Annotated in this window: 9 protein-coding genes; 5 read left to right on the top strand and 4 right to left on the bottom strand. The window is 41.4% G+C overall.

Going from position 1 to position 12763, the window contains the following annotated elements; translation table 11 throughout:
* Nucleotides 1-41 precede the first annotated feature (41 nt).
* Nucleotides 42-824 (bottom strand): PhzF family phenazine biosynthesis protein, encoded by a 783-nt coding sequence (locus V6R21_RS12325; RefSeq protein ID WP_334243918.1) that lies wholly within the window; start codon nt 822-824, stop codon nt 42-44.
* Nucleotides 825-985: 161 nt separating this feature from the next.
* Here V6R21_RS12325 and moeB point away from each other — a divergent pair, with 161 nt between their 5' ends.
* Nucleotides 986-2068, top strand: coding sequence for a molybdopterin-synthase adenylyltransferase MoeB (gene moeB, locus V6R21_RS12320; protein ID WP_334243917.1), 1083 nt, complete (start codon nt 986-988; stop codon nt 2066-2068).
* 57 nt (nt 2069-2125) lie between these two features.
* On the opposite strand, the gene V6R21_RS12315 is transcribed toward moeB, so the two are convergent.
* Complete coding sequence (locus tag V6R21_RS12315; protein ID WP_334243916.1) at nt 2126-2722, bottom strand: GNAT family N-acetyltransferase; 597 nt, start codon at nt 2720-2722, stop codon at nt 2126-2128.
* Between the two features lie 178 nt (nt 2723-2900).
* Here V6R21_RS12315 and V6R21_RS12310 point away from each other — a divergent pair, with 178 nt between their 5' ends.
* Complete coding sequence (locus V6R21_RS12310) at nt 2901-5138, top strand: alpha-glucosidase (RefSeq protein ID WP_334243915.1); 2238 nt, start codon at nt 2901-2903, stop codon at nt 5136-5138.
* A 47-nt stretch (nt 5139-5185) separates the two neighbouring features.
* On the opposite strand, the gene V6R21_RS12305 is transcribed toward V6R21_RS12310, so the two are convergent.
* On the bottom strand, nt 5186-6022 hold the full coding sequence (locus V6R21_RS12305; RefSeq protein ID WP_334243914.1) for a patatin-like phospholipase family protein: 837 nt from the start codon (nt 6020-6022) through the stop codon (nt 5186-5188).
* 611 nt (nt 6023-6633) lie between these two features.
* Complete coding sequence (locus V6R21_RS12300; protein WP_334243913.1) at nt 6634-7227, bottom strand: Crp/Fnr family transcriptional regulator; 594 nt, start codon at nt 7225-7227, stop codon at nt 6634-6636.
* 248 nt (nt 7228-7475) lie between these two features.
* Here V6R21_RS12300 and V6R21_RS12295 point away from each other — a divergent pair, with 248 nt between their 5' ends.
* The 3 genes from V6R21_RS12295 (at nt 7476) to V6R21_RS12285 (ending at nt 12694) form a co-directional block, all read left to right on the top strand.
* A complete protein-coding gene (locus tag V6R21_RS12295) occupies nt 7476-8108 on the top strand; it encodes a hypothetical protein (protein ID WP_334243912.1) in 633 nt (210 codons plus the stop codon).
* A 249-nt stretch (nt 8109-8357) separates the two neighbouring features.
* On the top strand, nt 8358-9500 hold the full coding sequence (locus tag V6R21_RS12290) for an efflux RND transporter periplasmic adaptor subunit (protein ID WP_334243911.1): 1143 nt from the start codon (nt 8358-8360) through the stop codon (nt 9498-9500).
* A 53-nt stretch (nt 9501-9553) separates the two neighbouring features.
* Nucleotides 9554-12694 (top strand): efflux RND transporter permease subunit, encoded by a 3141-nt coding sequence (locus V6R21_RS12285; protein ID WP_334243910.1) that lies wholly within the window; start codon nt 9554-9556, stop codon nt 12692-12694.
* Nucleotides 12695-12763: the final 69 nt, after the last annotated feature.

The following is a 12763-nucleotide window of genomic DNA, read 5'->3' as shown; positions in this document are numbered from 1 at the left end:
TGCAAGTACAGTAACCAGACTTTTCGTTTTGAAATGCTATATCAAATGGAGATGCTACCTTCCATATACTTACACGCCTTTCCACTGATCAACACCCGATCTTGTACAACTTGACATTTAAGATCTCCACCTCGTTGAGAAAGTTGCTTGGCTGTCAGCTCGCTTTTACCGAACACTCCTGCCCAATAGGGTGCTAAAGTCGTATGAGCAGACCCCGTCACAGGATCTTCATCGATACCAGACTGTGGTGCAAAAAATCTCGAAACAAAATCTACTTCATTTCCTTTCGCTGTCACAATAACACCCCTATTGCCTAACTGGGCTACCTTTGACATATCTGGCTCTAGATTTTTAATGTCTTGCTCTGACTCGACTACGATCATGAAGTCAGACTTGCCCTCGTAAATAGCCGTTGGCGCTACTCCCAATGCATCAGCAAATGCTGCCGTGATATTTACCTGAGCAACAACATCAGCAGGAAAGTCCAATGTCAGCCAGTCATTCTGCCTGCTTACTCCCAAATCACCACTTCTTTCTGAATAAAAGCGGATTGTATCTGCTTCATATCCCAACTCATTGAAAAGCACATAAGCAGACGCCAAAGTCGCATGTCCACAAAGGTCTACTTCAACTGTTGGCGTAAACCAACGAATCTCAAAGTATTCCCCTTTCTGAACGAAAAAGGCTGTTTCTGCCAAATTATTCTCTGCTGCAATCTGCTGCATGACCTCTGTATCTAGCCAATTATCCAAGGGACATACTGCCGCAGGGTTGCCTTTAAATTGAGTATCCGTAAAGGCATCTATCTGAAAAAGTCGTATCATCTTGTTTAAAGTTGTATTCAATAAAAAATTTACTTTTTACAAGATCTACACTCTCAAGTCCATATCCAACAGGTTCCATTTTTTACAAAGAAAGTTAAGTGACTTTTGAAAGGACAATGCGTATCTTGCCATAATCAATTTTAACTTCCTATAAAGTTACTATGCTAACAGAAGAAGAAAAACGTCGATATGACCGCCATCTGATTTTACCAGAAATTGGAATGGAAGGGCAAGAAAGACTTAAAAATGCTAATGTGTTGGTAGTAGGTGCTGGCGGATTGGGCTGTCCTGTCCTACAGTATTTAACCGCTGCTGGAGTAGGACGCATCGGAATTGCTGATGGAGATCAGGTTGACTTTAGCAACCTTCAGAGACAAGTACTGTTTACCCCTGCTGATATTGGCCATCCTAAGGCAAAGATCGCAGCTGAAAAACTCAAGGCACAGAACCCATTGGTTGAATTTGACCAATACATCTTTCACCTGACTAGTCAGAATATTCTTTCTGTGATCGAAGAGTACGATCTGGTAATTGACTGTACTGATAACTTTCCGACAAGGTATTTGGTAAATGATGCCTGTGTCATTACCAATAAGCCTTTGGTATTTGGTGCCATTTACAAGTTTGAAGGACAGGTAAGTGTCTTTAACTATCAAGGTGGACCTACTTACCGATGTCTATTCCCTGAGCCCCCGCAAAAAGGTGAGGTTCCTTCCTGCTCTGAGATTGGTGTTGTTGGGGTGCTCCCTGGCATTATAGGATGTCTGCAAGCCAGCGAAGCCATTAAGGTGATTACAGGTATTGGAGAGGTCGCTTCCGGCAAATTGATTGTATTGGACACACTTACCTTACAGTGGAATACTTTTAAGTTTAAAAAAGTAGAGAAAAACACCCAAATCAAGGAGTTCTCAGACTATGAGCAATTCTGCGAAAAGCCTAAGTTTAAGAAGAACCATGATGAAATCACTTACAGCGAACTCCAACAATGGCAACTTTCAGGGAAAGACCTGCAACTGGTGGATGTAAGAGAGACATATGAACATCAGAATGGCAATATTGGTGGGATCAATATTCCACTTACGCTAATCCCTTTAAGACATAACGAATTAAACACCTCCAAACCGATTGTGCTTTACTGCCAACGAGGCGGCAGAAGTATGCAAGCGCTCAAATGGGTCAAGCAAAACATGCCTGATGCAGAGGCATACAGTTTGGTTGGTGGATATGAAGCCACATTAATCTAATCGATCTATATTGTTTATCCTCTTCCTAGCCTGATAGGGAGAGGATATTTTTTACTTTTATTTTTCTAACCGCTTATTCCAAAACATCAATTTTTTGGAACTTTCCTCTTCCTCACCTATTTCCTGCCAACTCATTTCACACAAGAGCTTATCCATTTTTTTATAACCCCGCTTTTGCCAAAAGGCATCCAAAGAAATATATCCTTCGGGTTTTCTCAAGTCATTTTCGTCTCTGACTACTGCACAGAAAGTCGTCATCTCTATACCATCTATTTGCTGAGCCCACGCTTCTCTTTTATTGAAGAATTCAACTCCAATACCTTTCCCTCTATACGTAGGCAGCAATACAGACTCCCCGAAATAAAAAATCTTGCTCACATCATAGCCTGCCTTCTCCCAAGGACCTTTCACGTTCTCTGTTTCTGATTTCATTGGAATTCCTGTAGAAGCCCCTACCACCTTTTCTCCATCAAAAGCCAGCACCACGATACTGTCCATCACATCCAAATAGGTTTGCAGGTATTCCTGTTCATAAGCTACAGACCCATCATAGAGATAAGGGTAAGCTCTAAACACTTCAATACGTAATTTTGCGACTTCACCTATAAATTGTTTGGCTGCCACTCCATCAAAGGCTACAACTTTTACTTCCATAACATGCTTTATCTTGTCAAAAACAAATAGAAACAGGCTGTCCAGAAACTTTCAGACATTATGAACAAAGAGTTAATTTCATTATTTATATATTAAATTGTATTATACACCAATAAATTATCTGTAATAACGTTTTCTTAGCACATACATTTTTTCATACTAATGAAACGATTAGAGGATGAAAAAAACCATCAGTATTTTTCTTTGCCTAATTACTGTCGTACTAATTGTGACGGCGGGATATATATTTTTTCCTAAATCAATACCAGACCCGGTAGAGGGTAGCTTAACCATCAGTAAAGATATTACGAAGGTTAAGTATGCTATTGGTAAATTCTACATTCTACTTAAAGATGATCAGCTAATTATCTCGCATCAGGATAATCCTGGCAGAATTATCTGGCAGTCTGTTGCTGGACATTCATTTGTACAAGCTGCAACCGGAAAAGCTGAGTTCAAGCAAGTTGTCGGGCGCTTTGCCGTGGAAGAAGAAAAAGAGTGTATCTGGAATGACCAGAGCATTGAGAAAATCGAAATGATGCCTGACGAAAGTCTGATGATGCAAGGTACCTTAAGCAATGCTCAAGGGCTTGAGACTGGCTATACACTAGTATTTTCTGAGTCAAACGAAAACAACAAGCGCCTGAGCTTTCACCTGACTACAGATTATCTTAAAGCCAACAGGCTGTACCTGACTTATGAATCATCACAGGATGAGCACTTTTTCGGTTTTGGTGAGCAGTACAGCTACTTTGACCTTAAAGGCAAAAGACTGCCTGTGCTGGTAAGTGAACAAGGTTCTGGCAGAGGATTACAACCCCTGACATTTCTTGCAGACCTGTTTTCTGATGCTGGAGGTGAATGGCACACGACTTATGCGGGTGTTCCTCACTACATCACCAGTAAGATGCATTCGCTGTTTTTGGAGAATACGGAATACACGATTTTCGACATGAGACCTGATGACTTTATTCAGATAGAGTCTTACACAGGTATCATGAACGGACAGATCCTCAGTGCTTCTACTCCTGCTAAACTGATCGAATTGTACACTGACTATACAGGTAGAATGCCTATTCTTCCTCATTGGACACAGGAAGGTGCGATCATTGGATTGAAAGGTGGAACTGAAAAAGTAAAAGAGATATATCGTAAACTCGGACAATACAACGTTCCAATTGCTGGATTCTGGCTTCAGGATTGGGCAGGACAGCGCCCTTCCAGCAATGGTCCTGACCTTTGGTGGAACTGGGAACTGGATCATGACCACTATACTGATTGGGAAGCGCTGAAAAATTCTTTTGAAAAGAAAGATATCAGATTTTTGGGATACGTAAACCCATTCCTGATTGATGTTGACAAAAAAGATAATGCTCGCAGGAACCTATATGCTGAGGCTAAGGAAAAAGGCTATCTCGTTACTGATGATGCCCTAAAGCCTTACCATTCAGAAGTAGGTAGCAGTAGCTTTGCCTCATTGATTGACCTGACCAATGATGATGCTCGTCAGTGGCTTAAAGATGTAATTAAAACAGAACTTATTGATAAGGGATTTTCTGGCTGGATGGCTGACTTTGGTGAAGCGTTACCATATGATGCCTTGCTTTGGGATGGAACGCCTGCCAATAACTTCCACAACCGATACCCAGAAGAATGGGCAGAAGTAAACAGGGAAGTTATCAAAGAAAATAACCTAGAAGGTGAAGCCGTATTCTTTACCCGAGCGGGCTTTACAAGAAGCCCTGGAGAAACTACCCTCATGTACACAGGTGACCAGTTGGTAAGCTGGGATGAGCACGACGGTATCAAGAGTGCTGTAACGGCCATGCTGAGTAGTGGTATATCGGGCTTTAGCCTCAATCATAGCGATATAGGAGGTTACACAACCATTCCTCATTGGCCATTTGACTACAGCCGAAATGAAGAGTTACTCATGAGATGGGTAGAGCTGAGTGCCTTTACACCTTTCTTCCGTACACATGAGGGCAATAAACCTGAAGAAAACGTTCAGGTATACAGCAACAAGAAAACCATTGCTCATTTTGCAAACTTTGCCCGCCTGTATGCTTCATTGGCTCCATATAGGGAGAAACTGATGCAGGAAGCTGCCAATAAAGGTTTACCTGTCGTAAGGCATCCATTTATACATTATCCTAATGATGAGAATGTTTACAGCATTACCAATGAGCAGTTTATGCTAGGAGATGAAATCATGGTTGCACCTGTTTTGAACGAGGCAGATTCCACTGTAAACATTTACCTTCCAAAGGGAGATTGGGTACATTTATGGAGTAGCAAGGACTATGAAATTAAAAAAGGAACACGCATTACTGTTGATGCTCCTATTGGAAAACCTGGGGTATTTATCAAATCAGGAAGTCCTGTTCTTTATATGCTGCAACAGTTTGCAGAATAGCTATCACAAAAAAAGGAAGCTGGATTTGATAACCAGCTTCCTTTTTTTTACAGTTTATTTTCTTCTCCCTCACTTATCAGGGATTTCCTTCTAATCAAATCATCCACTTTACCCAAATTCAAACCCTTCGTCATCCTATAGATCACATCTTCGGCTTCCATGTAACCTATTTCAAAAAGCTCTTTTGCTTTACTGAACTCAAATGTTCCAAAGTCACGAGCCTTTTTAGGTTCTATAACGAGATCACAAGCAGCTAGCCTGTCCTTTACCGTCTGCCATATTGCCAACTGGTAGCTTCTTTCAGCCACTGACCTGATACCTCCTACCTTTTCTATGAATCGCTTATGGTTAACATGAACCCCGATCACCTTATCGCAAAAAGTAAAGAGCGGCTCTACAGGCAAGTTGTTAGCCAGTCCACCATCAATATATGTTGTATCCCCTATCACCTGAGGTCTGAAAACAATTGGAATAGATGAAGAGGCAACAATATATGGAATCAGATTTCCCTCACTTTTAATTTCATACTCACCAGTATTCAGGTTCGTCACACAAACATTCATAGGGATCTTTAAGGACTCAAAACTGTCTGCAGGAATCAGTTCAGACAGAATCCTAAACAACATATCGGTCTTAAGTAAGCCAAACTTGCCTATCTTGAGGTTAAAAAATCCGACAAAGCGTTTTTCCTGTGCAATATTCAAGATTTCAATCGGAGAGTAACCCGCACAGTACAAACTACCAACAATAGCCCCCATACTAGTTCCTGAAACCATATCGACTTTGATACCATAGTCTTCTAGCGCCTGCAATACACCAATATGTGCCAGTCCTCTTGCCCCTCCTCCACTTAGCGCCAGACCTGTTGTAAACTGATTAAACATAGGGAATTTAGAATTGATGTGGTCAATTGTTATTACCTGAAATTAGACTGCTCTAAATCAGGGTTATTTTATCAATGTGAATAAATAAGAATTTCATTGATAAGACAAATAGAATACAACAATTCAACCAATATGAAGCCTTTCAACCTATATTTTCAGCTTGTACAAAAAGAAAGCAACCCTTGAAAAAAATCCAAAGGTTGCTTCAATATCTGTTGCTTAAGTTCTAGAATATGGATTCAATTACCTTTCAAAATAGCTGACATTTCATTAGAATATTTTTCAAAAAGCGTCCAAGAGGTGTTACTGTTTCTATCCAATGGCTAAGGCAAATGCCACCAGACAGACCACTATCATTGTCATATCTAGTCAGAAATCCCAATTATGCATTTTACCTGTTTTGAGTAGTCCCGAGTAACACCCGTCTCACCAAATGAATTTGATGATACAAGGACGCAGACCCCTAAAAAACACTAGAATAGTTAAATGGAAGAGGTACAATATTGTAATATCGTTTCAATTATTATGATAGGATAAAGATGCGGAAGAGCGCGCATTTCGCTATTACCATATGTTAAAAAGGTCATAACTAAGCTATTAAACTTGAATTATTATCCAATCACCTGCCTTCTGAGACGGCTTAAGGACGGCTGAGTGACCCCCAAATAAGACGCCACATACCTAAGAGGTATATGTTCAAGTATTTCAGGTTGATTTTCCAACAGCTTTCGGTAACGTTCTTCAGCAGACTCACTGATAAATGCATAAAGGCGTTCCTGTATTTCAATATACATCTGTTCAATAATCAACCTACCAAATCGCTCCCATTTTGGATAGCGTTCATATAAGGTCATTACATCATCCCGATGGATCATCAATAACTCACAATCAGAAATGGCTTGAATATTTTCTTTTGTAGGCTGTTGGGTGATAAAACTGGTAAGAGCTGTAATAAAAGTACCCGGTAGATTCAGGTCCCTGGTCACTTCCCCTTGCTTGTCATGATAATATATGCGCAGATATCCAGCATTAATAAAAGCAATATGCTGGCACACTTGCCCCTCCTGTATCAGGTGACTGTTTTTTGTAATTTTCACAGGCTTCAACAAGCTGGAAGCATAGTTCATTTCCTCTTCTGAAATAGAAACCAAACGTTTAGCAAACGTCATCAGACGATCAAAACCAGAAGCACTACCCTTTTTCATGAAATAATTTGGCTTAATGGTTAATTAATCCTGTAATAGTGTTTGTTACCGAATTAACACCTACAATATAGCTATATTACAGAAATAATAATTCATTAATTCATAAAATTCCCTACAAACACAAAACCTTTTCAAAGAAAACACACTACCCTATTTGAAGGTTATAAAGACTTAAATTTGTTTAAGATCTGAGGTGGAGAAGTTTTTTATTAATATATTTCTATCTGAAAGTTCAAAACAGGTAATCTATGAAAAAAATATACCTCATTCTTTTCGGCTTATTGGTATTTTTTACCGCACAGCAGGCTCAAGCCCAAGAAACTGAAACGGAATACACTTATGTTGAAGAACCTGAACCACCTAAGATGTTGCAACCTGAATTTGGAATGCAACTGGGAACAGGCTTTGGTGTTTCCAACGGATGGGGCTCATATTCATCTACTCAGGTATCACCAAGCATGCGATTCTTGGCTACCCCAAAGCTTTCTATCAGCGCTGGACTCTCTGTTGGATACACACAACTGTACGGAGCACCTGTACTGACCAGTGAAGGCTTTCAGAAAACAGATGGTGGGTTTGTAAGCAGCACCTATTATGTACAAGGTTCCTATCAGGCTACTGATAAGCTGACCATAAGTGGGACAGTCTTCTACCAGAACAACAATATGAGACAGACTTCTCCATTTATGAAGAGTAATGATTTTAAAGGAGTTGACTTACAACTTGAATACAAGGTCAGTGACAAGGTTACTATTGGTGGACGAATCATGACCGCTTCAGGAACTCCTAATGGTTATTACAATCCTGCATTCAGCAGCGGTTTCGGAAACTCTCCTTTTGGAAGTTCTCCATTCTATAGCTCCCCATATAGAAGATTCTAATACGAAAATATATATATTGAATTTGAAAGAGCAGTTACTTGAGTAGCTGCTCTTTTTTTATTTCCCACCTTAAAATAACCTTACATACAATCTCCCTATTCTCAGAAAAACACCTAACCAATCCTACTCTATTTCAATACTTTACAACATTACTAAATATTATTTTTTTCATTATCTTACATGAAAACGCACAGTGTTAGAAGATCCACATCCTGCACTATGTTCACTCTGCAATCAATCCACCCAGCTATGCAACTACGACTACACAACGCTTTGTTGTTGCTACTCTCTACACTTTGTCTCTGCGCCTGCGGAGGAAAGCAGCCTCCACAACAGCAAGAAGCGGGGACGTTTCCTGTAATTACGCTAAAACAATATGACGCACCTGTTTACTACGATTTCGTAGGAGACATTCAAGGCGTACAGAATGTTGAAATCAGAGCCAGAGTACAAGGGTATTTACAAAAGATATATGTAGATGAGGGGGACCTTGTTAAAAAAGGGCAACCTCTTTTCAAAATTGAAGATCAGCAATACCAAGCTAGTGTCGCCCAAGCCAATGCCGCATACAGTTCTGCTGTAGCGAATGCTAAAAGTGCTCAGGTTGAAGTTGACAGACTCAAACCATTGGTAGAAAAAAATGTGGTTTCCTCTACTGAACTAGATGCGGCACAAGCCAAGTTCAGTGCTGCCAATGCCCAGATCAAAGAAGCTGAAGCCCAACTCAACAATGCTAAAATAAACCTATCCTATACTTATATCAAATCCCCTGTGAATGGCATCCTTTCCCTTATCCCTTACAAAGTAGGAAGCCTGATCAGTGCCAACACACTCCTGACCACAGTCTCCAATGTCTCTCAGATATACGCTTATTTCAATGTATCGGAAGCACAGTTTCTGGATTATACAAGGTCACTCAAAGGGGAAAATGACAGAGGGTTTGAAAGGCGTCCGGAAGTTGAATTGATATTGGCCGATGGCTCCACTTATCCATACAGAGGAAAGGTAGAAACTATTGAAGGACAGTTTGACAAAGAAACAGGCTCTGTCTCGGTTCGCTGTCTGTTTCCGAACCCTGACACCTTACTCCGAACCAATACAACGGGTAAAATTCGCATAACACAAATGCGCAAAGATGTCATCCTTGTACCACAAAAGTCTACCTATGAGCTGCAAGACAAAATCTATGTGTATGTGTTGGGAGACAGTAACAAGGTCCAAAGCCGCAACTTTATTCCACAAAGCAGGTCTTCCCTTTTCTACATCGTCAATGATGGGGTAAAACCCGGTGAGAAAGTGGTCTATGAGGGCACTCAAAGACTACAAGAAGGTATGACAATTTCCCCCAATATGATGTCCATGGACAGTATTGTCACGGCAGCTTACAAATAAATGGGACATTACTTTCAGAATCGGCTCACATCATTGCATAACTATATTTCACTATGCTAGAGACATTCATCAACCGACCCGTCCTCTCAACGGTGATCTCCATACTTATTACCCTGGTTGGGATTATCTCCCTCGTCAGGCTGCCTGTTACTCAATACCCAGACATTGCACCTCCTTCTGTAAACGTAACAGCTATCTACACTGGTGCCAATGCTGAAGTTTGCGCCAAAGCTGTAGCAATTCCCTTGGAAGATGCCATCAACGGAACAGAAGGAATGACCTATATGAATACCGTCTGTAGTAATGATGGAACCACCAACATTCAGGTATTCTTTGAACTGGGCTACGACCCTGACATTGCGGCTGTAAATGTACAGAACAAAGTTGCGACCGCCACCAGTAGTTTGCCTAACGAAGTAACACGCTTGGGTGTCATCACTCAAAAGCGGATGAACAGTATGCTGATGTTCATTGCCTTTTACAGTGATGATCCATCCATGGATGAGACATTCCTATACAACTTTGTCAACATCAACGTCGTGACAGAGTTGAAAAGGGTTTCTGGTGTAGGTGATGCTACACTGATGGGTGGTAAAGATTACTCCATGAGGGTTTGGCTCAAACCCGACAGAATGGCTGCTTACAACCTTTCTGCTACTGATATCATCAGTGCCATCAATTCACAAAACCTGGAAGCTGCTCCAGGTAAGGTTGGGGAAAGTTCATTCAAGGAACCTCAAGTATTGGAGTATATCCTAAAATACAAAGGTAAGCTGGAAAGTGTTGGTGAGTATGAAAACATCATTATCAGGGCCAACCCTGATGGTACAGAACTGCTCCTAAGAGATGTAGCGGAAATAGAATTGGGTACAGAGAATTACAATATGGTATCCCGTACCAATAAGCGACCATCAGCCTCTGTAATGCTTTACCAGACACCAGGCTCGAATGCTCAGGAAGTTATTGAGAACATCAAAAACAGGCTTGCAGAATTGCAGCAGACTTCTTTTCCGAGTGGTATGGTCTATGAAATCCCATATGATATTTCATTGTTTCTGGATGCCTCTATTCATGAAGTGGTCAAGACATTGATAGAAGCATTTATACTGGTATTTATAGTTGTATTTATCTTCCTTCAGGATTTCCGATCTACACTGATTCCTGGTATTGCGGTTCCAGTATCATTAATTGGTACATTCTTTTTCCTCAGTCTGTTTGGCTTCTCCCTTAACCTTCTGACGCTTTTTGCCTTGGTTCTTGCAATTGGTATTGTGGTCGATGATGCCATTGTAGTAGTTGAAGCTGTCCATGCCAAAATGGAGTCCAACCCGGAACTTTCAGCCAAAGAAGCTACGAAAGAAGCCATGAAAGAGATTGTAGGAGCCATCATTTCCATTACCCTTGTAATGGCTGCGGTGTTTATCCCTGTAACCTTTATGACAGGACCTGTTGGTGTATTCTACACACAATTTGCCCTCACCATGGCAATGGCAATTGTTATATCCGGAGTAAATGCCTTAACACTTTCTCCAGCACTCTGTGCCCTTTTCCTTAAACCAGAGCACCATGGTAACAGAAAAGGAATACTCGGTAAGTTTTTCAATGGGTTCAATAAAGGATTTAACAAAACCACAAATGGCTACAAATCCAGTCTGTCCACCATTATGAAAAGGAAAGTGATTGCTGTAGCATTACTAGGAGTTGCGTTGGCAGGTATTTGGGGCATCAATAAAATCCTACCAGGAGGTTTTATCCCTATTGAAGATCAGGGAGTATTCTTTGTCAATGTATCGGGTCCTCCCGGTGCTACACTGGAACGGTCACAAGCGGTATTGGAAGAAGTCCAGAATATCGCTTATGAAATGGAAGAAGTAAAAACCGTCACCACACTTACGGGGTATAGCCTACTCTCGGGGGCGGCAGGTTCCTCCTTTGGTTTGGGTGTCGTCCTGCTCAAACCTTGGGAAGAAAGGCCCGGTAGAGCAGGAACTGTATTTGGCGTAATCGCCAAACTCAATGCTAGGCTCAAAAAGATCACTGATGCTGAGGTACTGCTATTTCCCCCTCCATCTGTTCCAGGTTTTGGTACCTCCAGTGGTTTTGAGGTAAGACTTCAGGACAGAACAGGTGGCGAACTTTCCCAATTGGCAAAAGTGACTCAAGACTTTCTGATCGCTCTTAACCAACGTCCGGAAGTTTCCTATGCGATCACCACTTTCAACCCTAACTACCCACAATACGAAGTGGAAATCGATGCTGAAAATGCCATGAAGCTAGGCATCACGGTACAAGATGCCCTTCTGAACCTCCAAACTTATTTTGGTAGTTATTATGCTTCCGACTTCAACCGCTTCGGCAAACTGTTTAGGGTAATGGTTCAAGCCCTGCCACAATACAGGGCTAAACCCGAAGATGTATTAGATATCTATGTCAAAAACAAGATGGGAGAAATGGTTCCCTTTTCAGCCATTGCATCCATCAAGAAGGTATATGGCCCTGAGCAGCTTACCCGATTCAACCTGTTTAATTCTCCTTTGGTCAACGGTGCTGCCGCTCCAGGTTACAGTTCGGGAGATGCCATTGCAGCAGTTCAGGAAACAGCCCAATCTTCGTTGCCTAGAGGTTTTACCTATGACTGGTCTGGCATGACAAGGGAAGAAATTCTTTCGGAAGGACAAGCGACTTTTATCTTTATCATCTGTCTGCTGTTTGTGTATTTTATCCTTTCAGCTCAATATGAAAGTTACATCCTACCATTTGCCATCCTGATTCCAATTCCAACAGGTATTTTCGGAGCATTCCTGTTCTTGAAATTACTTGGACTGGAGTTCAATATCTACTCACAGGTAGCCTTGATCATGTTGATAGGTCTACTTGCGAAAAACGCCATTCTGATTGTGGAGTTTGCCCTCCAAAGAAGGCAAGATGGTAAGAGCATCATACAGTCTGCCATTGATGGAGCTGCTGCCCGACTCAGACCAATCCTGATGACGTCCTTCGCCTTTATAGTTGGTCTGATGCCGCTTGTTCTTGCTTCAGGAGCAGGTGCTGCCGGTAACAACACCATTGGTACTGCAGCAGCAGGTGGTATGCTGATCGGTACCCTTTTCGGCGTGTTTATCATCCCTGCCATGTATGTCATCTTCCAGAGTTTACAGGAAAAAATTTCAGGTAATAAAATTGAGACCAAATAACTGCACTTATAACACTGCTTCATCAGGAGGCTATCTGCTTTGGCGGGTAACTCCTTTTGACAGTTAACC

This window comes from Limibacter armeniacum, from assembly GCF_036880985.1.
Classification (GTDB): domain Bacteria; phylum Bacteroidota; class Bacteroidia; order Cytophagales; family Flammeovirgaceae; genus Limibacter; species Limibacter armeniacum.
The sequence above is the reverse complement of the archived record's forward strand: the minus strand, read 5'-3'. Positions and strand labels throughout refer to the sequence as shown.

Bases quoted from the DNA above. Each gene is read 5' to 3' on its own strand.
- V6R21_RS12305 (WP_334243914.1), bottom strand. From the start codon at position 6,022: ATGTTTAATCAGTTTACAACAGGTCTGGCGCTAAGTGGAGGAGGGGCA.
- V6R21_RS12310 (WP_334243915.1), top strand. From the start codon at position 2,901: ATGAAAAAAACCATCAGTATTTTTCTTTGCCTAATTACTGTCGTACTA.
- V6R21_RS12290 (WP_334243911.1), top strand. From the start codon at position 8,358: ATGCAACTACGACTACACAACGCTTTGTTGTTGCTACTCTCTACACTT.
- V6R21_RS12285 (WP_334243910.1), top strand. From the start codon at position 9,554: ATGCTAGAGACATTCATCAACCGACCCGTCCTCTCAACGGTGATCTCC.
- V6R21_RS12325 (WP_334243918.1), bottom strand. From the start codon at position 824: ATGATACGACTTTTTCAGATAGATGCCTTTACGGATACTCAATTTAAA.
- V6R21_RS12315 (WP_334243916.1), bottom strand. From the start codon at position 2,722: ATGGAAGTAAAAGTTGTAGCCTTTGATGGAGTGGCAGCCAAACAATTT.
- V6R21_RS12300 (WP_334243913.1), bottom strand. From the start codon at position 7,227: ATGAAAAAGGGTAGTGCTTCTGGTTTTGATCGTCTGATGACGTTTGCT.
- V6R21_RS12295 (WP_334243912.1), top strand. From the start codon at position 7,476: ATGAAAAAAATATACCTCATTCTTTTCGGCTTATTGGTATTTTTTACC.
- moeB (WP_334243917.1), top strand. From the start codon at position 986: ATGCTAACAGAAGAAGAAAAACGTCGATATGACCGCCATCTGATTTTA.